The sequence below is a fragment of the Bradyrhizobium sp. IC3195 genome (assembly GCF_020193585.1).
Taxonomy (GTDB): domain Bacteria; phylum Pseudomonadota; class Alphaproteobacteria; order Rhizobiales; family Xanthobacteraceae; genus Bradyrhizobium; species Bradyrhizobium yuanmingense.
Map to the genome: position 1 here is coordinate 509,304 of NZ_JADYVG010000003.1, position 22,462 is coordinate 531,765.

The 22,462-nt window shown below is 64.6% G+C and carries 27 protein-coding genes; 21 read left to right on the top strand and 6 right to left on the bottom strand.

The genetic code is table 11. The annotated features are described in order from the left end of the window. Positions 1-77: 77 nt before the first annotated feature. A complete protein-coding gene (locus tag I6F09_RS09715) occupies positions 78-758 on the top strand; it encodes a TetR/AcrR family transcriptional regulator (protein WP_225187949.1) in 681 nt (226 codons plus the stop codon). 15 nt (positions 759-773) lie between these two features. Here the strand turns inward: I6F09_RS09715 and I6F09_RS09720 are convergent, their stop codons facing one another. Beyond that, positions 774-1,739, bottom strand: coding sequence for a glyoxylate/hydroxypyruvate reductase A (locus I6F09_RS09720; protein ID WP_225187950.1), 966 nt, complete (start codon positions 1,737-1,739; stop codon positions 774-776). 140 nt (positions 1,740-1,879) lie between these two features. Here I6F09_RS09720 and I6F09_RS09725 point away from each other — a divergent pair, with 140 nt between their 5' ends. The 4 genes from I6F09_RS09725 to I6F09_RS09740 all read left to right on the top strand — a co-directional run bounded on the left by I6F09_RS09725 (position 1,880) and on the right by I6F09_RS09740 (position 4,700). Further along, positions 1,880-2,248 carry a YciI family protein gene (locus tag I6F09_RS09725; RefSeq protein WP_035998498.1) on the top strand — a complete coding sequence of 123 codons (369 nt, stop codon included), beginning with the start codon at positions 1,880-1,882 and terminating at the stop codon, positions 2,246-2,248. After that, positions 2,245-3,531, top strand: a complete 1,287-nt coding sequence (locus I6F09_RS09730) for an RNA polymerase sigma factor (RefSeq protein WP_035998501.1) — start codon at positions 2,245-2,247, stop codon at positions 3,529-3,531. Before I6F09_RS09725 ends, I6F09_RS09730 begins: the two co-directional genes overlap by 4 nt. Positions 3,532-3,716: 185 nt before the next feature. After that, positions 3,717-4,256: a K(+)-transporting ATPase subunit F gene (gene kdpF, locus I6F09_RS09735; RefSeq protein ID WP_035998503.1), complete on the top strand. Its 540-nt coding sequence runs from the start codon at positions 3,717-3,719 to the stop codon at positions 4,254-4,256. Positions 4,257-4,286: 30 nt separating this feature from the next. Further along, positions 4,287-4,700 (top strand): VOC family protein, encoded by a 414-nt coding sequence (locus I6F09_RS09740; protein WP_036041331.1) that lies wholly within the window; start codon positions 4,287-4,289, stop codon positions 4,698-4,700. Between the two features lie 196 nt (positions 4,701-4,896). Here I6F09_RS09740 and I6F09_RS09745 read toward each other — a convergent pair whose 3' ends face one another. From I6F09_RS09745 to I6F09_RS09755, 3 genes are all read right to left on the bottom strand, one after another. Next, on the bottom strand, positions 4,897-5,247 hold the full coding sequence (locus I6F09_RS09745) for a hypothetical protein (RefSeq protein WP_036041329.1): 351 nt from the start codon (positions 5,245-5,247) through the stop codon (positions 4,897-4,899). 396 nt (positions 5,248-5,643) lie between these two features. Further along, a complete protein-coding gene (locus I6F09_RS09750) occupies positions 5,644-6,081 on the bottom strand; it encodes a hypothetical protein (protein ID WP_035998510.1) in 438 nt (145 codons plus the stop codon). Positions 6,082-6,195: 114 nt separating this feature from the next. Continuing rightward, positions 6,196-6,984, bottom strand: coding sequence for an SDR family oxidoreductase (locus tag I6F09_RS09755; RefSeq protein WP_225187951.1), 789 nt, complete (start codon positions 6,982-6,984; stop codon positions 6,196-6,198). Positions 6,985-7,248: 264 nt separating this feature from the next. Here I6F09_RS09755 and I6F09_RS09760 point away from each other — a divergent pair, with 264 nt between their 5' ends. The 6 genes from I6F09_RS09760 (at position 7,249) to I6F09_RS37530 (ending at position 10,188) form a co-directional block, all read left to right on the top strand. Further along, positions 7,249-7,653: a YciI family protein gene (locus tag I6F09_RS09760; RefSeq protein ID WP_225136376.1), complete on the top strand. Its 405-nt coding sequence runs from the start codon at positions 7,249-7,251 to the stop codon at positions 7,651-7,653. A 48-nt stretch (positions 7,654-7,701) separates the two neighbouring features. Beyond that, positions 7,702-8,067: a YciI family protein gene (locus I6F09_RS09765; RefSeq protein ID WP_036021849.1), complete on the top strand. Its 366-nt coding sequence runs from the start codon at positions 7,702-7,704 to the stop codon at positions 8,065-8,067. A gap of 124 nt (positions 8,068-8,191) precedes the next feature. Beyond that, a complete protein-coding gene (locus I6F09_RS09770; RefSeq protein ID WP_057028075.1) occupies positions 8,192-8,932 on the top strand; it encodes a TetR/AcrR family transcriptional regulator in 741 nt (246 codons plus the stop codon). A gap of 121 nt (positions 8,933-9,053) precedes the next feature. Next, complete coding sequence (locus I6F09_RS09775) at positions 9,054-9,545, top strand: DUF2852 domain-containing protein (RefSeq protein ID WP_035998538.1); 492 nt, start codon at positions 9,054-9,056, stop codon at positions 9,543-9,545. A gap of 254 nt (positions 9,546-9,799) precedes the next feature. Then, entirely contained in the window at positions 9,800-10,057 is a 258-nt protein-coding gene (locus I6F09_RS09780) for a hypothetical protein (protein WP_035998541.1), read from the top strand. After that, on the top strand, positions 10,054-10,188 hold the full coding sequence (locus I6F09_RS37530; RefSeq protein ID WP_271542926.1) for a hypothetical protein: 135 nt from the start codon (positions 10,054-10,056) through the stop codon (positions 10,186-10,188). Before I6F09_RS09780 ends, I6F09_RS37530 begins: the two co-directional genes overlap by 4 nt. A gap of 33 nt (positions 10,189-10,221) precedes the next feature. Here I6F09_RS37530 and I6F09_RS09785 read toward each other — a convergent pair whose 3' ends face one another. Next, complete coding sequence (locus tag I6F09_RS09785) at positions 10,222-11,385, bottom strand: fatty acid desaturase (RefSeq protein ID WP_074447699.1); 1,164 nt, start codon at positions 11,383-11,385, stop codon at positions 10,222-10,224. 255 nt (positions 11,386-11,640) lie between these two features. On the opposite strand from I6F09_RS09785, the gene I6F09_RS09790 reads away from it, so the two are divergent. Continuing rightward, positions 11,641-12,411, top strand: coding sequence for a DapH/DapD/GlmU-related protein (locus tag I6F09_RS09790; protein WP_036021861.1), 771 nt, complete (start codon positions 11,641-11,643; stop codon positions 12,409-12,411). Between the two features lie 7 nt (positions 12,412-12,418). On the opposite strand, the gene I6F09_RS09795 is transcribed toward I6F09_RS09790, so the two are convergent. Continuing rightward, complete coding sequence (locus I6F09_RS09795) at positions 12,419-12,937, bottom strand: DUF2231 domain-containing protein (protein ID WP_035998550.1); 519 nt, start codon at positions 12,935-12,937, stop codon at positions 12,419-12,421. 420 nt (positions 12,938-13,357) lie between these two features. Between I6F09_RS09795 and tolQ the strand changes: the two genes are divergently transcribed. The 9 genes from tolQ to ybgF all read left to right on the top strand — a co-directional run bounded on the left by tolQ (position 13,358) and on the right by ybgF (position 22,434). After that, entirely contained in the window at positions 13,358-14,074 is a 717-nt protein-coding gene (gene tolQ, locus I6F09_RS09800; protein WP_225126318.1) for a protein TolQ, read from the top strand. A 43-nt stretch (positions 14,075-14,117) separates the two neighbouring features. Continuing rightward, positions 14,118-14,570: a protein TolR gene (gene tolR, locus I6F09_RS09805; RefSeq protein ID WP_036021864.1), complete on the top strand. Its 453-nt coding sequence runs from the start codon at positions 14,118-14,120 to the stop codon at positions 14,568-14,570. Between the two features lie 4 nt (positions 14,571-14,574). Continuing rightward, positions 14,575-15,534 (top strand): protein TolA, encoded by a 960-nt coding sequence (locus I6F09_RS09810; protein ID WP_225187952.1) that lies wholly within the window; start codon positions 14,575-14,577, stop codon positions 15,532-15,534. A gap of 30 nt (positions 15,535-15,564) precedes the next feature. Further along, on the top strand, positions 15,565-16,911 hold the full coding sequence (tolB, locus tag I6F09_RS09815; RefSeq protein ID WP_225187953.1) for a Tol-Pal system beta propeller repeat protein TolB: 1,347 nt from the start codon (positions 15,565-15,567) through the stop codon (positions 16,909-16,911). A gap of 78 nt (positions 16,912-16,989) precedes the next feature. Beyond that, positions 16,990-17,133 carry a hypothetical protein gene (locus I6F09_RS09820; RefSeq protein ID WP_225187954.1) on the top strand — a complete coding sequence of 48 codons (144 nt, stop codon included), beginning with the start codon at positions 16,990-16,992 and terminating at the stop codon, positions 17,131-17,133. Between the two features lie 36 nt (positions 17,134-17,169). Continuing rightward, positions 17,170-19,491, top strand: a complete 2,322-nt coding sequence (locus I6F09_RS09825) for an EAL domain-containing protein (RefSeq protein ID WP_225141160.1) — start codon at positions 17,170-17,172, stop codon at positions 19,489-19,491. 159 nt (positions 19,492-19,650) lie between these two features. Then, entirely contained in the window at positions 19,651-20,412 is a 762-nt protein-coding gene (locus tag I6F09_RS09830; protein WP_035998571.1) for a hypothetical protein, read from the top strand. 244 nt (positions 20,413-20,656) lie between these two features. Then, positions 20,657-21,145 carry a peptidoglycan-associated lipoprotein Pal gene (pal, locus tag I6F09_RS09835; RefSeq protein ID WP_035998574.1) on the top strand — a complete coding sequence of 163 codons (489 nt, stop codon included), beginning with the start codon at positions 20,657-20,659 and terminating at the stop codon, positions 21,143-21,145. Between the two features lie 206 nt (positions 21,146-21,351). Next, positions 21,352-22,434: a tol-pal system protein YbgF gene (ybgF, locus tag I6F09_RS09840; protein WP_225187955.1), complete on the top strand. Its 1,083-nt coding sequence runs from the start codon at positions 21,352-21,354 to the stop codon at positions 22,432-22,434. The last annotated feature ends 28 nt before the right edge of the window (positions 22,435-22,462 follow it).

The following is a 22,462-nucleotide window of genomic DNA, read 5'->3' on the forward strand; positions in this document are numbered from 1 at the left end:
GGTGTCGCTCAACCTGGCCAGATTGATTTTTGTACCATCTTGCATAATATGGGTGAGGTCAAGGAATAACTTGCGGAATGGTACAAAAATCGAAGCCGCCAGCTGCTGCCAATCAGCCCGAGCGTCGCGGCGAGTCCGAGCGTCGCGGTGGGCCTAAGCGCCGCGGCCGTCCGCGCGCCTACGAGCCCGATATCGCGCTCGGCAAGGCGCTCGATCTGTTCCGCAAGCAGGGTTTCGCGGCCACCTCGCTCGACGATCTCAGCGCAGCCACCGGCATGAACCGGCCGAGCCTCTACGGCGCCTTCGGCGACAAGCGCGAGCTCTACATCAAGAGCTATCAGCGCTACCGCGACGAGGCGGGCGCGGCGATGGTCGCGATCTTCCGCGAGGAGATGCCGCTGCGCCAGCGGCTGGAGCGCATCTACGCAGCCGCGCTGGACATCTATCTGTCCGGCGACACCGGACCGCGCGGTTGCTTCACGGTCGTGACCGCGGCCTCCGAGGCGGTCGGCGATCCCGAGATCCGCGCCATGGTGCTGGACGGCCTCACCGGGCTCGACAAGGCCTTTGCCAGTTGCTTCCGCCGCGCCAGGGAGAAAGGCGAGCTGCCGGAGAGCGCCGATCCGTTCGCGCTGGCACAGATCGCATCGGCCACCATCCACACCATCGCCATCCGCTCCCGCGCCCGCGTGCCGCGCAAGGAGCTGGAGGCGATCGTCAAGAGCGCGATCGACGTGATGATCGGCGCCAAAGGATAAGCTGGAAGCGAAGCTTCAATATCCCCGCTTTCGGTCCACCACGTTCTCCAGCGCGCCGCCCGCCTCAAACCGGGCGATCTGCTCGGCGACATAGGCCGAGATCGCATCCGCGTCGGTGTCGGCGGCATTGTGCGGCGTCAACACCACCTTGGGGTGGGTCCAGAACCGGCTGTCCTTCGGCTGCGGCTCCTGCACGAAGACGTCGAGCGAGGCGGCGCCGAGCGTGCCGTCGTCGAGGCAGGCGAGAATATCGGCCTCGTTCTGCAGGCCGCCGCGGCCGGCATTGATCAGCACCGGCGCGCCGAGCGGGCTGGTGCGATTGAGCTTGGCGAAGACCTCGCGGTTGAGGATGCCGTGCGTGTCTGATGTCAGCGGCAGCAGGCAGACCAGGATATCGGTCTTGCGCAGGAACGCGTCCATTCCGGCGGCGCCATGGAAGCATTCGACGCCCTCGATCGTGCGCGGGCTGCGGCTCCAGCCGGCGACGCGGAAGCCGAGCCTCCGCAGCACGTCGGCCGCATCGGCGCCGAGCGTGCCCAGCCCCATGACGCCGACCGTGATCGCGCTCGCCGGCCACTGATATCTGGGCTCCCAGCGCTTCTCGCGCTGCGATTGCCGCAGGTAAAGCTCCTGGCGGTGATGCATCAGAACGTGCAGCACGACATATTCGGTCATGCGATTGGTGAGATCGGGCACGGCGACGCGCACCAGCGGCACTTCGGGCAGGCTCTTGTCCGCCATCAGCGCGTCAACGCCGGCGCCAAGGTTGAAGATCGCCCGCAGATTGGGGAACGCACCGAGATCGCCGGGCACCGGCTTCCACACCGCCGCATAATGCACCTCCGCCGGATCGAGCCCGGCGTCCGGCAGCAGCACCACGCGGCGGTTGCCGCAGACCGCGTCGAAACGGGCCTTCCACCGCTCCGGCAGCCAGTTCTGTTGCGTGCTGTTGATCAGGACGGCCAGTGTGCCCATGGTCATTCGAAGTGCCTCTTCGGGTTCCGCTCGAGAAGGCCCTCCTTGGCACGATCTGCCGGATTTTTCTTGCAAATTTTTTCCGCAGCGCTGTCGGCGCGGGGCATATTGGCGCGTCTTCAGAACAGACGAGGGAAGTGCCGCCCATGCTTTACGCCATACTTTGCTATCACGATGAGGATTTCGTCGGCTCCTGGAGCAAGGAGCAGGACGAGGCCGTGATGAAGAAGCTCACCGTGGTGCAGGAGAAGCTCACCAGGCAGGGTCGGCTCGGGCCGGTGGCGCGGCTGTTGCCGACGACGGCGGCGGCGACGCTGCGCAAGGAGGATCCGCCGCTGGTGCTCGACGGCCCCTATGCCGAGACCAAGGAGCAGCTGCTCGGCTTCTACATCGTCGACTGCAAGAATCTCGACGACGCGCTCGACGTCGCACGCGAGCTGGGTGCCGCCAATCCCGGCGGCGCCTATGAGGTGCGTCCCGTCGGCGTGTTCCGGCCCGGAGGAAACCTGACGTGAGCGAGGCCGATACCGCCTGGATCGAGACTGCGCTGACTTCGGCGCGACCCCAGGCGGTCGGCGCGCTGCTGCGCTATTTCCGCGATCTCGACACCGCCGAGGAGGCCTTTCAGAACGCCTGCCTGCGCGCGCTCAAGACCTGGCCGCAGAATGGGCCGCCGCGCGATCCCGCGGCCTGGCTGATCATGGTCGGCCGCAACGTTGCGATCGACGAAGTGCGACGCGCGCGCAGGCAGCAGCCGCTGCCTGAGGACGACCAGGCGATCTCCGATCTCGACGACGCCGAAGGCGAGCTGGCCGAGCGGCTCGACGGCTCGCATTATCGCGACGACATCTTGCGGCTGATGTTCATCTGCTGCCATCCAGGACTGCCGGCGACGCAGCAGATCGCGCTGGCGCTGCGCATCGTCTCGGGCCTCACGGTGAAGCAGATCGCCCGCGCGTTCCTGGTCTCGGAAGCGGCGATGGAGCAGCGCATCACGCGCGCCAAGGCAAAGGTCGCCGAGGCCGGGACGCCGTTCGAGGCGCCGGGCGCGGTCGAGCGCTCTGAACGGCTCGCCGGCGTCGCGGCGATGATCTACCTGATCTTCAATGAAGGCTATTCGGCGAGCGGTGACACCGCGGAGATCAGGAAGCCGCTGTGCGAGGAGGCGATCCGGCTGGCGCGGCTGCTGCTGCGGCTGTTTCCGAGCGAGCCGGAGATCATGGGCCTGACCGCGCTGATCCTGTTGCAGCACGCGCGCAGCGCGGCGCGCTTTGCCGCGGACGGGTCGCTGATCCTGCTGGACGATCAGGATCGTTCGTTGTGGAACGGCACCATGATCGCGGAGGGCCTCGCGCTGATCGACAAGGCGATGCGCCACCGCCGCAGCGGGCCCTACCAGATCCAGGCCGCGATCGCCGCCCTGCATGCGCGCGCGGCGACGCCGGAGGAGACCGACTGGACGGAGATCGACCTGCTCTACGGCGCGCTCGAAGTGGTGCAGCCCTCGCCGGTGGTGACGCTCAACCGGGCGGTCGCGGTCTCCAAGGTGCGCGGGCCGCAGGCCGCGCTCGAGCTGATCGAGCCGCTGGCGCCGAAGCTCGCCAATTATTTCCATTTCTACGGCGTGCGCGGCGCCTTCCTGATGCAGCTCGGCCGCAACGACGAAGCCCGAATCGCCTTCGATCGCGCCATCGCGCTCGCCAACACCTCGGCCGAAGCCGCCCACATCCGCATGCATCTCGATCGCCTGATCCGGGACAGCCAGCCGAAGGCAAAGGAAAGCGCCAAGGCGAAGTAACCCGGGACGCGTCATTCCGGGGCACCCGAAGGGTGAACTATGGTGCGCCGTTTGCGCACCTGAGAATCTCGAGATTCCGGGTTCGGTCCTGCGGAGCGCCCCGGAATGACGATCAAAAAACATTCCGTCTCTTGTCGGCCCCCGCCGTTCCCCTTCGTCTTAATCCCGTACCAGGGGAGCCATCCATGCTGAAAGCCATTGCCGTCATCGCCATCGTTCTCGCCGCCGGCCTTGCCGCGGTCCTCGTCTTCGCCCTGACGAAACCCGACACGTTCCGTGTGGAACGCTCGCTCGCCGTCAAGGCGCCGGCCGCTGCGATCTATCCGCTGGTTGCCGATTTCCATCGCTGGACCGCCTGGTCGCCCTATGAGACCCGCGATCCCGCCATGAAGCGGACGTTCGGCGGAACCGCGGCAGGGAAGGGTGCGACCTATGCCTGGGAGGGCAACAACAAGGTCGGCGCCGGCCATATGGAGATCCTGGAGGCGAACGGGCCCTCCAAGCTCCGGATCAAGCTTGATTTCGAGCGGCCGTTCGAAGGCCACAACACCGCCGAGTTCACCTTTGTGCCGCAAGGCGATGCCACACTCGTCACATGGGTAATGTACGGTCCGGCCCCGTTCCTGTCCAAGCTGATGCAGGTGTTCTTCAACATGGACAGCATGATCGGCAAGGATTTCGAGACCGGCCTCGCCGGCCTGAAGAAGCTCACCGAGAAGCAATAAGCCTCACTGCAAACGAAGAGGAGAGAAACGATGCTCAATCCCTATCTGTTCTACCAGGACAATTGCGAAGCAGCGTTCAACTATTACGCCAAGGTTCTCGGCGGCAAGATCGACGCGATGATGCGCGCATCGGATGCGCCGCCGGAGGTGCCGGCTACGCCCGGGCGCGAGAAGATGATCATGCATGCGCGGATGTCACTGCCGGACGGCACGGTATTGATGGCCTCCGACTCGCCGGCCGAGCATTTCCAGAAGCCGCAGGGCTTTGCAATCTCGCTTACCGTCAAGGACCCCGCAGATGGTGAGCGCAAGTTCAACGCGCTTGCCGACGGCGGCAGCGTCACCATGCCATTCAGCAAGACGTTCTGGGCCAAGGGCTTCGGCATGTGCATCGACAAGTTCGGCATTCCCTGGATGGTGAACTGCCCGGCCGAGGGCATGTGATAGAGCATGATCCGGAAAAGTGTGAAGCGGTTTTCCGAAAAGATCATGCTCAAACAACAACCTAAAACGCGATGACGATTTATCCTATCGCATCGCGCTTTGGGCGCGACCGTCACGTTGCGATCCCCTCTCTCCAATGCTGCGGGAGAGGGGACGTACGTTTCGTTACGTCAGGCGCCGATCAGCCGTTGTCCTTTCACCGGATTGATCCGGTGACGTCCTCGGGCGGCGGCGACGATTCCACGCAGCGAGGACAGATCACGAGCTTGGCGCCCAGCTTCCTGTCGTTCTCCGCCTGTATCTCGTCCTGGACCGCCCACCACGCCTCGGAATAGGGGCGCAATGTGCCGAGCACTTTTTCGCGCTCCTGATTGGGATCACTTGCAGCCGGCGCGCCGGTCGTGACGCGCCGCTTGGCCACATGCGGACGGTTCGGATCCTTGCCGAGGCCATCCCATGCAATGGCGCGGCGTTCTTGCGCTGGCGCCTCTGCGCATCCGATCAGCGCTGTGCAAAAAGTGAGCACGATCAAGCCGTGTCGAATCATGCCGGGCTTTTGCCTCCACAATCGGCGCGCAGAATCTGCGTGAGACACGCGCATCGTCGGTTCAATGGAACTCAAAGGCAAAACAAACTTGCCGGCATGGCCGAATATGAGTCGTGCTTTCGCATCACTTTGCGGACGCAGTGAGGCCGCTTCGTGAAGCGAGCTGCATCGCACAACAATTGGCGCAAGATTGGGCTGTGCTCTGCACGTCAGAATCGTTATTGGTGAGTCATAAAAGCTACAAACTGGGATGGACGTCACTTGCAAGGGGAGCGACCGATGGCGGCGGCGCTACAGATCAACTTTGCTCTTTGGGGAATGCTCATTTGCGCCAGCGCGAAGCTGGCGCCAGTGATCCAGACGCTGTTTTGAAAGCGGTGGCGGCTGCCGGCTGTATCAGCGGCAACGCGGATAGATCGCGGCGAGATCGCGCCCCTTCAACAGCAGCAACCGCGAGGTCAGACCGCCACGTCGGCTGATCCAGTCGCGCACCGGACCGGGATAGGCGGCAAGCACCGCGACCGATGCTTCCGGCTCGGCATAGAAGCGGCCGCGCCGGTCAACCGAGCGTGCGGCATGGAAGCCGAGCACGGCGCGCTTGGTGACGCAGATGCGCTCGCCCGGCACGATGCTCAGCACCAGCGTGCAGGCGGACAGGCAGGGGCCGTCGATCACCACGCGCTCGCCACTGTCGCGGACCTTTTCGAACAGATCGAGGAACGGCCCGACCTGTCCGCCCGGGGACTGGATGATGCGGATCTCGGCCGCCGCAGGCGCGGCGGCGAGCAGCGCGGATGCAAGCATCAGAGCTTTGAGGAAGGTGATGCGTTGCATGAACTCTCCACCAACTCGCTTTCGTAGGGTGGGCAAAGCGTAGCGTGCCCACCATCCGCACCGCAAATTTGGGATCGGCGCGTTGCGCCTTTGCCCACCCTACAAATCCTGCGCCTAGCCGTTGCGCCTTTGCCCGCGCAGCGTCGGCAGGCCGATGCCCGCCGCATCGAAGCCGCCGTCCACGGCCAAAATTTGGCCGGTGATGTAGCTCGCGCGGCCCGAGCACAGGAAATAGATCGCTTCCGCGAGTTCCTCTTCCAGGCCGTAGCGGTTGAGCGGAATGGCGTCGTGATAGTCGGCGCGGATCTCCTTGGTGTGCACCTGCTTCGCCATCGCGGTGTCGACCGGCCCCGGTGCGACCGCGTTGACGCGGATGTTGAGGGAGGCGAGCTCGACCGCGAGCTGCTTGGTAAGGTGTGCAAGGCCTGCTTTGCTGGTGCCGTAGGCCGAGCGCAGCGTCGAAGCGCGCACGGCTGAGATCGAGGTGATGTTGACGATGGCGCCGCCACCACCGTCGCGCATCAGGGGCACCGCCGCCTTGGTGCAGAGGAACGGTCCGGTGAGGTTGACCTCGAGCACGCGGCGCCAGTCGGCATCCGACGTCTCCATCAGCGGCGCGAACACCGCGATGCCGGCATTGTTGACCAGCGCGTCCAGCCGGCCGAACCGCCGCTCGATCGTCGTCATTGCGGTGCCGACTGCGGCCGCGTCGGCGACATCGCAGGTCAGCGCCAGCGTCGCCTCGCTCTGGCCGATGTCCGCGACCGCGCGGCCGAGCAGTTCGTGCTCGATGTCGAGCAGGGCCACGCGCCAGCCCTCGGCCAGGAATTTCTTCGCGGTCGCAAGCCCGATGCCGCGGGCGGCACCGGTGACGAGGGCGACTTTTTGCGGGGCTTGCGGCATTGGCTGATCTGTCCTGTGTCCGGGAGCAGCGCGCGAAGCGCCGGTTCCTTTTACTGCGCTTTCGTTCCGGCATGAAAGGCCTCGCCGAGCCGATCGAGCCCGATGCGGCCCAGAATGCGCCAGCCGCGGCTGCGCTGCGGCCTCGAAATAATTTCTGTCCCGCTGTCGGCCCGGCAGAAGGCCGTTCGTCTTGGAGGGGACGCGGGCCCGGCCGTTTCCGCCCGCAGGACATATCGGAATGACTGAGAGCAGCAAGGAACTCCCATGCGATTCATGATGCTGATGATCCCGCTCGGCTACGAGAACGCGCCGCCGGAGCTGCAGCTCGATCCCGAGCGCGTCGCCGCGATGATGCGCTACAACGAGGCGCTGAAGGACGCAGGCGTGCTGATCACGCTCGATGGGCTGCACCCGCCGTCGACCGGGGCACGCGTTTCGTTTGCGACCGGCCATCCCATCGTCACCGACGGGCCCTTCGCGGAAGCCAAGGAAGTCCTGGGCGGCTATTGGATGATCGAGGTCGCCTCGCGCGCCGAGGCGATCGCCTGGGCCAAGAAATGTCCCGCTTCAGCCAACGAGATCATCGAGGTCCGTCAGGTGCAGGAGATGGCCGACTACTCGCCCGAAGTGCAGGAGATCGTCGCCGAGTTCGGCGACCTGAAGACGTAGACGAGACGGCGGCTGCGCGATTCCCAATCAACCTGAAGGAGAAAACCCATGAGCACCGAACACAAATTTCTCGCCGTCTATCTCGGCAGCACGAGCGGATCGAAAATGGCGGCGTGGCGCGCGCTGCCCGAGGCCGAGCGGAAGGCGAAGGAGCAGGAGGGCATGGCCGCCTGGCACGGCTGGGTCGAGAAGCACAAATCCGTGATCGTCGAGATGGGGGGCCCGCTCGGCAAGACCCGCAGGATCGACGGGAGCGGAATCACCGAGGTCAGCAACGCGCTGACCGGTTTCACGGTGGTGCGTGCCGCCTCGCAGGAGGACGCTGCAAAGCTGTTCGAGAACCATCCGCATTTTGCGATCTTCCCGGGCGAGGCAATCGAGGTCATGCCCGTGCTGCCGATTCCGGAGATGTAGCCCCGGTCACCCGTCATTCCGGGTTCGATGCTCCGTATCGCCCCGGAATGACGTGAAAATACGGGTTAACCAGTCCGGCCGCCGCTAGTGACCTTCACGCCCGGCTCATGTAAAGCTCGTTCACATGAGCTGGCGCAAGGAGCAGCGCCGCGCCGAGCGCGGCTATCACCACGGCAATCTGAAGGAAGCCCTGTTGCAGGCGGCCCTCGGGCTGATCGCCGAGAAGGGGGCGGCCGGCTTCACCTTCGCCGATGCCGCGCGCATGGCCGGAGTCAGTGCGGCGGCGCCCTACCGGCATTTCCGCGACCGTGACGAGCTGCTGTCCTCTATCGCCCAGCGCGGTTTCGAGCAGTTCGAGGCGCGCCTGTCGGCGGCCTGGGACGACGGGCGGCCCGACACCGTCACCGCCTTCGAGCGCGTCGGCAAGGCCTATCTCGCCTTTGCCCGCGCGGAGCCGGCCTTCTACAACGCGATGTTCGAATCGGGCGTGCCGGTCGATGCCAATCCCGCACTTCAGGCGGCCAGCGAACGCGCCTTCAACATCATTCGAGCCGCAGCCGAGCGGCTCGCCGCACTGACGCCGCCCGGCACACCCCGCCCGCCGGCGATGATGATGGCGCTGCACATCTGGTCGATGTCGCATGGCGTGGCCTCGCTGTTTTCCCGCGGCGATGCTGCGCGACGCAAGCTGCCGATGTCGCCGGACGAGCTGCTGGAGGCCGAGGTGCTGATCTATCTGCGCGGCCTCGGCTTCCCGATCGACCGCCGTCCTCCGGCCAGGGGCGCCGAGCCGCCACCGGTGCCGCCGGAGGCTCCCTCCGGTTCGGGCCTGCCGCCCGGCAGCCCCTGGGGCAAGCCGAAATAAGATTGCGCCAATAATCACGCGGGCGTGTCTTGCTGCCAGCTTGACAAAATCGCGGGATGGTCTAGCTATGTAAATGTTATTTACATTCACAACGGCGCTGGTGCCGTGATGGAGAAGGGAAATGGCCTACACCGCTGATGTCAATCGCTGGCGCGGCCCGTCGGACCAACAGCAATATTACGAGCGCCCCCGCATGCTGGACACGCCCTGGCATCCCGGCTGGATCGCCGTGACCATTCTCGGCTTCATCATCTGGTGGCCGATCGGACTTGCCCTCCTCTTTTTCACACTCGGGAGCAGAAGAATGTCGTGCTGGAGCAATCAGGATCGCTGGCAGAACAAGATGGAAAAGATGCAGTACAAGATGGATCGCATGCGCGACCGCATGGAGCGCCGCGGCTTCGGCTTTGGCTTCGGCCCGCCGTCCTCCGGCAACCGCGCCTTCGACGAGTATCGCAGTGAGACACTGCGCCGGCTCGAGGAAGAGCAGGTCGAGTTCAAGAACTTCCTCGACCGCCTGCGTCACGCCAAGGACAAGGAAGAGTTCGATCAGTTCATGGCGCAGCACAAGACGCGTCCGACCCCGCCGCCGACCGACCAGCAGCAGGGCTGATCCGAAGAATTACACCTCTCAAAGCCTTCAGGCGCATGCCCCCAAAGTCCTGATGGCCCCGAGCCGCCCGCCTGCGCAACCCGCAGGCGGGCGGTTTGGTTTATGTCACACTTCGATGGTCGTCCTGGCGATGCGAAGCGCCTGCGAGGGCTTTGCGAGGCCCATCACGCAGATGTGCAGGATCGATAGAACCCGGACCGCGCTAGCACCGACCAAGCCTTGACTGCGCCTCCGCGGCGCCGACGGGCACGATCATGACCAACATTGAACGCAAACAAATCAGCCAGCGCCTCGCATTGTTCGAGCGCGCGGCCGTGTTGTTCGAGCGCTTCGGCCCTGTGGTGCCGGTGGCGATTGCGTTCCTCAATGGGTGGCCCACGGAAGTTCAGCTCTACCCGGAATGGCAGCTCGGCGAGTCCTGGCGGTTGTTTCTCAGCGCCAATCTATATTGGGGCGCATCGTACGCACTCAGCCGCGCTGTGTCGTTCGCGCAGGGAAGTATCGTCCCATGATCCTGCTCCGCGATTTCGCGCTTTTCGTCCTGCCGGTGCTGATCGCCGCAGGCGGCTGGCTCTATGCGCTCAGCCTCCGCAAGCAAGCTGACCCCGGCCGCGCCCGCGATGGACGCGCCCCGGCAGCATGACCGCTGCCGGCCGGTGTCGCATGGCGTGAAGCTTCAGCGCGCCGTGGCGAGCTGCGCGCGAACCGAGGCCAGGAAGTATTCGTAGGCGTGGTCGACGATCTCGTTGAGCGATCGCGTGCGCGCGAACATCGCCTTGGCTTCCGCGAGAAACTCCTCGCGTGTCGGGATCTTCGGCAGATGCAGATGCGTCAGCGCGTCGACACCTTCATGCGCGCGATTGAGGATGTCGTGCAGCGTCGGCAGCTGCAACTGGGCGAGATCGGCCCGGCGGCGTGCCGACGAGATCGCATGCGCCAGGGTTTGCGCATCGAACCGTCCGGCGAGCTCGCGGGCCGCCCGCTGGATGACCCGCGCGCCGAGCGGCTGCTCGTTGCGCAGCACCTGTTCGGGCGGCGCCTTCATGTTCCAGACGACGCCGATCCACGACAGCAGCGTCAGGATGTAATAGGTCACGTCGACCTCCCACCAGCGAAAGCCCTGTCGCACGCTGCTCTGATAGGCGTGGTGATTGTTGTGCCAGCCCTCACCCAGCGTGACCAATGCCAGCAGCCAGTTGTTACGGGAATCATCGCCGGTCACGTAGCGCTTGCGCCCGTGCACATGGGCAAGCGAATTGATGCAGAAGGTCGCGTGATAGACCAGCACCGTGCTCCAGAGGAAGCCGACCACCAGACCCGACCATCCTGCGACCAGGAAGCAGAGCCCTGCCAGCACGAAGGCCGGCAGCAGCTCCAGCCGATGCAGCCACATCAGCTCGGGATAGGCGGCGAGATCGCCGACCTTCACGAGGTCGGTTGCGTCGTGCTGCCGGTAAAAGATCCAGCCGAGATGGCTATAGAGGAAGCCGCGGTGACGCGGTGAATGCACGTCGTTTTCAGTGTCGGAATGCAGGTGATGGTGGCGATGCTTGGCCGCCCACCACAACACGCTCTTCTGGGCGCTGCTTTGCGCAAGGCAGGCCAGGATGAACTGAAACACCCGGCTGGTCGCAAACGCCCGATGCGAGAAATAGCGATGGTAGCCGGCTCCGATCGCGAACATCCGCAAGCAATAGAGTGAGACGCAGATCGCGACCGCCTGCCAGGTGACGCCCGACCAGATTGCCGCAAGGCAGCCGAGATGGACCAGCAGGAACGGCAGGGCGGATGGATACATGATGTCGTCGTGCTGGTCGTCGGCGGGGGCGTTGAGCGGCATATTTGAGCGTGACCTCGGATGACGTGGATTCGGAACTGGCCGGCAGCTTGACGTCCGGCGGGTACCAAAACCCGCGGATGCCACCGCGGGCTTCGGCCGAAGGCTGGCCGCAGCTCTCTGGCAAGCAAGCCCGTAGTCTTACGGGGAGCATGGCGCACAGGTGGCCGCGCGTGTTGCCGACGCCAATTGGCGCGCAGGCGGCCTGCGTCCTATATTCGACAGCGAGAAGCAAGCGTCAAAACACCGCAGGCGGCAATGCGGACGGAGACTGCGATCGTGGCGAGCGACATCCTCTGGCAGGAGATACGCGGCGAGGCGCGGCGCACCGCAGCGGCGGATCCCGTCTTCGGCAAGGCTGTCGCCGATGCCATCCTTGCCCATGACGATTTTACCGCTGCCTTGGCCGATCTGATCGGGCGTCGGCTGGGCGGCAGCGCCGCCGATCGCGAGCGCTTCACGACGTTTTCCCGCGATGCCTTTCGCGGCCAACCGGATCTGGTCGAAGCGGCCGGCCGCGATCTGCGCGCCATCGTGCTCCGTGATCCCGCCATCGCCGGATTGTTGCCGCCGCTGCTGCACTTCAAGGGCTATGTCGCGCTGCAGTCCTGGCGCGTCTCGCACTGGCTATGGCGTCATGACCATCGTGATGCGGCGCTGCTGTTGCAGAACGAGGCTTCGAACGTCCTGCAGGTCAGCATTCATCCGGCCGCGAGCCTCGGCTCGTCGGTTTATCTCGACCATGCCACCGGCATCGTGATCGGTGCCAATGTCGTCATCGGCGACGAGGTGACCATCCTTCAGAATGTCAGCATCGGACGCCATGGCGACCTGCCGATGCGCTCGCCTCGCATCGGTCGCGGCGTGTTCATCGGCTCCGGCGCGACCATCCTCGGCGACATCGAGATCGGCGACTTCGCCAAGATCGGCGCCGGGACTGTCGTGACCGGTGACGTGCCTGGCGGCTGCACCGCAATCGGCAATCCCGCGCGGCTCACCAATTGCCTTGCGGCCGCTTCGTCCGCTTGACTGTCGCTCAGGCGGCGCGGCGGTGGCTTTCGCCGCCATGATGCGGGTTGACCGGCTCCGAGCTGGTCTGGCCCGGCGCATCCAGCACCGCGACGTGGTGGCGATAGACCATTTCCCAGCCCTTCCATCCCGTGAACAGGAGGATGCCGACCACGACCAGGGACAGCACGACGCCCCAGGGCTTGATCGCCGCCTCCGCGCCTTGGGCGTAGCGGAGATAGAAATTGACCAGGGCCAGCACCACCGCCGCGAGATTGCCGACCATGTGGTACCAGGCATCGTTCAGGCGGCGGATGCGTGGCTCGCTGAAGAAGTCGGTGAAGCCGGCTGCGGCGGCAACCAGCGCCATGACGATGCCGGCGCCGATCAGCCACATCGCGGCGCGTGCCCAAAAACCGTCGCCGGTTCCGATGAAGGCCAGATCGGCGATGGGAGCGCCGACCAGGAACGCGACGGGGAACGGAATCAGCATGGGGTGGAGCGGGTGATCGCCGATCGCGGCGGTCGTCTTGGGGTTGATGGACATGGCAGGACTCGCTGAGAGTGATTTTCCGGACAATTTTTGGCACGAGAGCAGGTTCCTCCGGCCGGTGCGTCTGGAACACGGGATCCGGGGTCCATCCCCCTGCAGGGACTGTCTTTCCTGCAGCCAAATGCGCCGCCGGTAACCCCGCATTAACCATCGGCGGGCTCTGGTATGTGCGGACAGGCGTGCCCGGAGCCCGACGTCAAGGCCTGGGGTCGAGGCCCCTTAGTTTTGACATCTTGGCGGGGAATGCAGGCGGCCGGCTTTTGACGAGCCTTTGGACGAGCCCTGCACCCCAGAAAGACAAGGCTTTGAGCGGGCTTGCCCGCCGCGCGGGTCCGGCGCGGCTGTTGGGGAACACCGGCCGCGATTTGCTGGCCGAAGACATTAGGTAACGATCGCCTTGAGAGGATACTGCTTATGAATCCGGCCGAATTGGCTCAGACAGCCCTTCCGGTTGCTGCCTCCGCCGACGTGTCGCTGATCGCGCTGTTCTGGCAGGCTCACTGGATCGTGAAAGCGGTGATGCTGGGGCTTCTGGCCTGCTCGGTCTGGGTCTGGGCGATCGCCATCGACAAGATCTTTCTCTACGCGCGCACCCGCCGCTCGATGGACCGGTTCGAGCAGGCGTTCTGGTCCGGCGAGTCGATCGAGGAGCTCTATCGCACGCTGTCGGCCAAGCCGACGCATTCCATGGCGGCCTGCTTCGTGGCGGCGATGCGCGAGTGGAAGCGCTCGTTCGAGAGCCATGCCCGCTCGGTCGCAGGCCTTCAGATGCGCATCGACAAGGTGATGAACGTCTCGATTGCACGCGAGGTCGAGCGGCTGGAACGGCGCCTTCTGGTGCTGGCGACCGTCGGCTCCGCCGGCCCCTTCGTCGGCCTGTTCGGCACGGTCTGGGGCATCATGTCGAGCTTCCAGTCGATCGCGGCCTCGAAAAATACCTCTCTGGCGGTGGTCGCCCCCGGTATCGCCGAGGCGCTGTTTGCGACCGCCGTCGGCCTTATCGCCGCCATTCCTGCCACTATTTTCTACAATAAGTTCACCTCCGAGGTGAACCGGCAGGCTCAGCGGCTCGAGGGCTTTGCTGATGAATTTTCAGCCATTCTGTCTCGTCAGATCGACGAGCGGGGCTGACGGACGGCATGTATAGTGTGAAGGGCAATCTGGGCACGCGATCATGGCCATGAACGTTGCGAGTTCGTCCGGCGGCGGCGGGCGCCGCGGCCGGCGCAAGCCGGTCGTGGCCGAGATCAACGTCACGCCGATGGTCGACGTCATGCTGGTGCTGCTCATCATCTTCATGGTGTCGGCACCGATGTTGACGGTCGGCGTCCCGCTCGACCTGCCCCAGACCAGTGCCAAGAGCCTCGAAAACAACGACCAGAAGCCGATCCAGATGTCGGTCGACATCAAGGGCAAGGTGTTCATCAACGACACCGAGATTGCGCTGAACGAGCTGATCCCGAAGCTGAAGGCGATCACCGATGCGCGCGGCGGCCTCGAGGAACGCATCTATCTGCGCGCCGACAAGAAGGCGGATTACGGCACCGTGGCCAAGGTGATGGGCCAGCTCTCGGGCGCCGGATTCAAGAAGCTGGCGCTCGTCACGGAAGCGGATCAGGGGTCTTGAGGCCGTGAAGGTGAACGTCGACAAGACACTCGTTGCGTCGATTGCCCTGCATGTCCTCGTGCTGGGATGGGGGCTCGTCACCTTCAGCAGCAAGGCCTACATCGCTACGCAGGAATCGCTTCCGATCGACATCATCTCCTCCGATCAGCTCGCCAAGATGATGGCGGGGCAGAAGACCGGCAAGAAGGAGGAGCCGAAGCCCAAGGTCGAGAAGATCGCGGAGCCCAAGCCGGAGGAAGACGCCGTCGGCAAGGTCACTGAGAAGAAAGAGCTGATCAAGACCAATTCGCAGCCGGAGCCGCCGCCGAAGCCGGTCGAGAAGCCGGTGGAGAAGAAGCCGGAGCCGCCGAAGCCCGTGGCGGAGGCCAAGCCGAAGGAAGAGCCGAAGCCGCAGGAAAAGAAGCCTGATCCGGCCAAGGAAGATCCGATCGCCGAGCTGCAGAAGAAGATGGAGGCCAAGAAGCCGCCGCCCAAGCCCGTGGAGCAGAAGGTCGCGGCGGTGCAGCCGCAGCAGCAGCCCAAGCCCAAGGAGCGCACCTTCGACCCCGCGCAGATCCAGCGCGACCTCGACAAGCGCGCCGCGACCCGGCACGAGCAGACCGGCTCGGCGTTGAATGCATCAGCGTCGCTGGGAGCAGCAACCGGGACGGCCGCCAACAACGTCGCGACTTGGCAGGGAGCTTTCGTCGCTGCCGTCAAGCACTGCTTCAATTTCCCTTACGATGCTCAGGACAGGGATCAGTTTACGGCCGACATAGATATTCAGATGCGCCCCGACGGAACGCTCGCGTCAGCGCCTGTGATTGTCGCGGTTCGAGGACCGTCTCGGGCAATTGCAAATGCGATGGCGGAGAGTGCCAAGCGTGCGATCCAACAGTGTCAGGCCTACACGTTCTTGCCCAAAGCTCAGTATGACACTTGGAAAACGATTGCGCTGACTTTCGATATGAAAGATCAGCAGTAGATGAGACATGAATTAACTCAGGTGAACAAGATGCCATTTCTGACGCGACGTGGATTCATCGCGGCCGCGGGATCGTCAGTCACCCTGCTGGCCGGAGGCGCCGCGACAGCGCAGGGGCGACTTCAAGTCAGTCCCGGCGGATTTCAGCCCATCTCGATCGCGATCAGCAACTTCGTGCCCGGCTCGCCCTCCGACAGCGACGTCGCTAACGGTGTCACGCAGGTCATCACCAACAACCTGAAGCGCTCGGGCCTGTTCGCGCCGATCGACCAGGCCGCCTTCATTGAGCGCATCAGCAACATCGACGTCGCGCCGCAATTCGAGAACTGGAAGACCATCAACGCGCAGGCTCTGGTCACCGGCCGCATGACGCGGCAGCCGGACGGCCGCCTGAAGGCCGAATTCCGCCTGTGGGACGTCATCTCCGGCCAGCAGCTCGCCGGCCAGCAATATTTCACCTCGCCGGAATATTGGCGCCGCATCGCCCACATCATCTCCGACCAGATCTACGAGCGCATGACCGGCGAGAAGGGCTATTTCGACAGCCGCGTCGTGTTCGTGGACGAGACCGGGCCGAAGGAGCGCCGCGTCAAGCGGCTCGCGATCATGGACCAGGACGGCGCCAATGTGCGCTATCTGACCCGCGGCTCCGATCTCGTGCTGACCCCGCGCTTCTCGCCGAACTCGCAAGAGATCACCTACATGGAGTTCGGCCAGGGCGATCCGAAGGTCTATCTCTACAACATCGAGACCGGCCAGCGCGAGATCGTCGGCAACTTCCCCGGCATGACCTTCGCGCCGCGCTTCTCGCCGGACGGCCAGCGCGTCATCATGAGCCTGCAGCAGGGCGGCAATTCCAACCTGTTCGTGATGGATCTGCGCTCGCGCTCGACCACGCGTCTCACCGACACGCCGGCGATCGACACCTCGCCGTCCTATTCGCCCGACGGCAGCCGCATCTGCTTCGAGTCCGATCGTGGCGGCAGGTCGCAGATCTACGTGATGAGTGCGGGCGGCGGACAGGCGCAGCGCATCTCCTTCTCCAAGGACGACACCAACGCCAGCTACTCCACCCCGGTGTGGTCGCCGAAGGGCGACTACATCGCCTTCACCCGGCAGGGCGGCGGGCAGTTCGCGATCGGCGTCATGAAGCCCGACGGCTCGGGCGAGCGACTGCTCACCTCCGGCTTTCACAACGAAGGCCCGACCTTCTCGCCGAACGGCCGCGTGCTGATGTTCTTCCGCGATCCTGGCGGCAATGGCGGGCCGTCGCTGTACTCGGTCGACATCTCCGGCCGCAACGAATTGAAAGTGCCGACGCCGGGTTTTGCCTCGGACCCGGCATGGTCGCCACTGTTGTCCTCGACCTCGGGCTGACCACGGCGCAGTTGAAACATCGCGCGTTCAGACGCGCGATGTTTTCGAAAAACCGCACCGATTTTTTCCGAGTTTGCCGTGAACGGCAACACTTCCTTCACCTTGCGCCCGGCAAGGCTTGCCTACCTGCTTGATATTGCAGCGGAAATCATTTCGCTATTGCCGAAAAACAACCCGACTTTAACGATGTTCCCTCAGAAAGGCTTCATCTCGGCTGGGTAAGACTACGCGCTGAACAGGACGCGCGTACAAACCAAAATGCAGTTCGCAAGCCAGAGCGGAGAGCAGGGGCAGCCGCCGCCGGTCAATCCGGCGGCGCAGATCGATTCGCTCTTTGAAGCGCCCGGACCGCTGCTGGCCGGTCTCATCTTCGTGTCGATCGGTGCTGCGCTGACTGCGCTGAAGACAGGTGAGCCCCTGATTTGGGCGTGCGTGGCGCTGCTCGTCTTGGCCGGAACGGTGCGGGCGATCGATTTGCGTCGCTATCAGGGACGCAAGTCGAGCGTGACCGCCGAGGCGGCCAAACGCTGGCAGGCGCGGTATCAGATCGGCGCGAAGATCCAAGCTGCAGCGATCGGCATCTGGTGCGGCACGACTCTGCTCGCCACCGACGACGCGGTCGCGCATATGATTGCCCTGTCGGTCACGACAGGCATTGCCGCAGGGGGAGCGGGAAGGGCGTACGGACGACCGTCGATCTTCCATCTGCAGGCGCTGCTCATTTTCGCCCCGGCGGTGCTGGCATTGGCGTGGCGCGGCACGCCCTACTACATCGCGATGGCCGTTGTGAGCGCGGCCTTCCTGCTGGCGATCATGCAGCTCTCGGTCAACTTGCACCGGATCTTCATGGGCGCCGTGGTGGCGCGCGAACGCGAAGCCGCACTTGCGGGCCAGTTCGATACCGCCCTCAACAACATGCCGCACGGTCTTTGCATGTTCCATCGCGATGGCCAGCTCGCGGTGATGAATCACCGCTTCGCGGCGATGATGAACCTGCCCGACCATCTGCCTCGGAGCGGCGCCAGTGCGCGCGACATCATCGCGGCGTGCGTGCAGGCAAGATCCATCTCGAGCGCGGACGGCGAGCATATCGTCGCCGGCATCGAAAGTTCGCGGGAGAAGGAGATCATCACCGCCGAGGCGAACCTGGAGCGAAATCGGTCACTGTGCTGGACCGTTCAGCCGATGGCGGACGGAGGGGCGGTGCTGCTGCTCGAGGACATCACCGAGCGGCGCAACGCCGAGGCCAAGATCACCCATCTTGCGCGATACGACGACCTGACGGCGTTGCCGAACAGGGTCAACTTCCGCGACCAGATCGAGCACCTGCTGGCTGTCTCCCACGATGCGGCGCAGCTCTCCGCGCTGCTGTTCATCGACCTCGACCAGTTCAAGCAGGTCAACGACACGCTGGGCCATCCCTGCGGCGACCAGCTCCTGTGCGCCGTCGCCAACCGCCTGCGCGAGATGCTGCGCCCCGAGGATTTCGTCGCCCGGTTCGGCGGCGATGAGTTCGTCGTGTTCCAGCAGAACCTCACGTCGCCCGAGGATGCCGCGGCACTCGCCCGCCGCATCGTCGAGCGGTTGAGCGAGCGGTACCGCATCGACAATCATCTGGTCGAGATCGGCGCCAGCGTCGGCATCGCGCTGACCTCGCCGGAGGGCACCAGCGCCGACACGCTGCTCAAGAACGCCGACATGGCGCTGTACCGCGCCAAAGCCGACGGCCGCGGCACCTATTGTTTCTTCCGCGACGAGATGGCCGCGACCGTCGAGGCGCGCCGCATCCTCGAGCTCGACCTGCGCAAGGCGCTCGCCAACGAGGAATTCGAGCTGTTCTTCCAGCCGCTGGTCAATCTGAGGTCCGGCAAGATCACCACCTGCGAAGCGCTGCTGCGCTGGAATCATCCGGTGCGCGGCACGGTCTCGCCGGTCGACATCATCCCGGTCGCCGAGGACATGGGCCTGATCGTCGATCTCGGCCGCTGGATCCTGCGCCGCGCCTGCATGGAATGCATGAAGTGGCCGGAGGGTGTCAGCGTCGCCGTTAATTTCTCGCCGCAACAATTCCACCAGCGCGACGTCCTGAGCGAAATCCGCTACGCGCTCGAAGTGTCGGGGCTGCCGGCGCATCGTCTGGAGATCGAGATCACCGAGTCCTCGCTGCTGCGCAACACCCAGCTCACCCACGACATCCTGTCGCAATTGCATGCGCTCGGCGTGCGCATCTCGCTCGACGATTTCGGCACCGGCTATTCCAGCCTCAGCTACCTGCACAATTTCCCGATGCAGAAGGTGAAGATCGATCGCTCCTTCCTCGAAGGCATCGATACCGACCGGCCGCTGACGCTGCTGCGCGGTGTCGCGCGGCTGTCCGCCGATCTCGGCATGGCCGTCGTGGTCGAAGGCATCGAGACCAACGAGCAGCTCGAGCTGATCAGCGCCGACGGCACCGTGACCGAAGGGCAGGGCTACCTGTTCAGCCGGCCCGTGCCGGCAGTGCGAATCCGGCAATTGCTCAATGCCTCGCATGGTCGTCGCGTGCCCGACGACCAGCTCGCCCTCGTGTCGTCGCGATAGGCCTGATCCCTTTCCCTCTCTCGCAATCGGCTCCCATCGGCACCGTAGTCTTGCGGGCTCGCAAAGGTTAACCCTAACGATTCTATAGCTTTGCAATTCCGTTAAGGAACCATTAAGGTCTGGCTACTCGTGGAAGTTGCTTGGAGTCAGAGGTTGCAGATGAAGTCCGGAGCCGAACCGAACACGGCGCTCCTTCCACGAGGCGCCGCGTTGTTTGACCGCATCGATTATCGGCTCATCGAAACGCCCGAGGACAAGGACAACCTGTATCTGATGCGCTACCGCGCCTATCTGCAGGCCGGTCTGATCGAGCCATCACCTTCGCTGCGCGTCAGCGATCGTTTCGACGAAACGCCCAACACCTGGAATTTCGGGGTCTATGTTGACGGAGAGCTTTGCAGCTCCGTCCGCATCCATCTGCTGACGTCGGAATGGCGGATGTCCTATACCACCGAGGTGTTCGGCGACATCCTGCATCCCCGCCTCGATCGCGGCGAGGTTTTTGTCGATCCATGCCGGCTCGTTGCAGATCCCGACAAGCACCACCGTTTTCCCGAGCTGCCCTATTTGACCGTCCGCCTCGCCTTTGTCGCGTGCGATCATTTCAACGCCGACACCGGCCTTGCCATGATCCGGACCGATCATCAGGCGTTCTACCGCCGCATCTTCCTGCACGAGACCATTTCGCCGGAGCCGCGGGGCTTTCCGGGCTGGCCCACCAAGAAGGCGGTCCTGATGGCCACCGACGTCCGGCGGCAGCGGGACAAGGTGCTCGCGCGCTTTCCGATCATGCGCTCCAGCGCGTTCGAGCGGCGCATGCTGTTTGAACGCAGCATCCCCCGGCAGGCCGCCACGCGGCCGATTCTGCTCACCACGCCGCGGACCCTGGACGTGGCCTCTCAAGCGCTCGGTTCGGTCTAGGCGGGCGCTCCCCGGTCATTTCGGCCCAAAATTCCAGCAAGTGCCGGCTCTTTTGCCGGCCGACGCGGCTTGCCTTCACCCTCGCGCCACATTTACAACCCATTAACCATGACGTTTGCTTTTCGCTGGTTGGGGGCATTTGACCGGCTGAGGCAAGGTTCCGTCAAGGTTGACGGAACGTTCGCTTAACCAACCCCCTGTAGACCGGACAGCAGTGGACTAACGTGAGCGTGGAGGCTCCGGAATGAGACATCCTATGCGTATCCTCCAGGGATTGAAGCTGGCCGCGGTGCTCGCCGTCGCGCTGTCGATGGGCGCCTGCGCCAACAAGAATGCCGCGACGGATGCGATGGCCAATGCGGCGACGCCCGGCAGCCAGCAGGACTTCGTCGTCAACGTCGGCGACCGCGTGTTCTTCGAAAGCGACCAGACCGATCTGACCCCGCAGGCGATCGTGACCCTGGAGAAGCAGGCGCAGTGGCTGCAGACCTATCCGCGCTACTCCTTCACCATCGAAGGTCATGCCGACGAGCGCGGCACCCGCGAATACAACATCGCGCTCGGCGCCCGCCGTGCCCAGTCGGTCCGTTCGTTCCTCGCCTCGCGCGGCATCGACCCGAACCGCATGCGCACGATCTCCTACGGCAAGGAACGGCCGGTCGCCGTCTGTAACGACATCTCCTGCTGGTCGCAGAACCGCCGCGCCGTCACTGTCCTGAACGCCAGCTCCTGACGCTCGGTCAGGTCCCCGGTGGTCAGTCAGCCCCGTTCAGCTTTGCAATTGGATGATGCCGGCGCCCTCTCGGGCGCCGGTTTCGTTTCAGCATTCTGTGACTGAAAACCCCTTGGTATCAGTCACATTTTTGGCGTACTCCACTTCGATGTGTGGCGCGTCGAGGGTTCCGTCGCAGGCCATTTCGCTTTCGTCGTCAGGGCAAGATGTCATCCAGATTTAAGGCTTTTACCGGTACCGCGGCGACCGCCGCGCTGCTCTCTTTGTGCTCGCCCGCGCTTGCGCAATCGGTCTACGGGCAGTCGGATGATGTCGACCCTGAGATGCGGATCGAGCGGCTGGAGAACCGGCTGCGCCAGCTCACCGGCCAGAACGAGGAGCTGCAATATCGCAACCGCCAGCTCGAAGAGCGCCTGCGGGCGCTCGAGGGCGGCGCGCAAGGGGCGCCCGGGCAGGCACCCAACGTCGCGGCGATGCCGCCCGCGCAGATTGCACCCAGCCAGATTGCACCAGGTCAGGTCGCGCCCGGCTATCGCCAGCCGCCGCCGCAACAGCAAGCCGCGCAGCCGAGCTACGAGCAGCCGCAGATCGCCGCGCCCGCGCCGATCGTTCAGGAGCAGCCGGCGCCCGGCGCTCCCGGCACGCGCCGCCGCGGCGATGCCTTCGACCCCAGCCAGAACCCGAATGCACCCGGCGCGCCGCGCGCACTCGGCGGCGGGCAGCAGCCGATGCCGGCGGTCACGCCTGGCGGCGGCCGCAATGCGGGCGAGCCGCTCGATCTCGCCAACACCAGCCCGCGCTACCAGCAAGGTGTGCCGCCGGCCGCGCAGCCCGGCTATCCGCCGGCACAATCGGGTTATCCCGCACCGGCCGGTGGCGCTGCTTTGGCCACCCTGCCGCCGTCGGCGACGCCCCGCGACGAGTTCGACCTCGGCATCGGCTACATGCAGCGCAAGGACTACGCGCTGGCCGAGCAGACCATGAAGAACTTCACGCAGAAATTTCCGAGCGACCCGCTGGTCGGCGACGCGCAATACTGGCTAGGCGAGAGCTATTTCCAGCGCCAGCAATATCGCGATTCCGCCGAAGCGTTCCTCGCCGTCACCACCAAATACGAGAAATCGGCCAAGGCGCCGGATGCGCTGCTGCGGCTCGGCCAGTCGCTCGCCGCGCTGAAGGAGAAGGAGGCCGCCTGCGCCGCCTTCGGCGAGATCGGCCGCAAATATCCCCGCGCCTCCGCCGGCGTCAAAGCCGCCGTCGATCGCGAGCAGAAGCGGGTGAAGTGCTGATCCGCTGACAAAGCGGATGGCGTTGCGC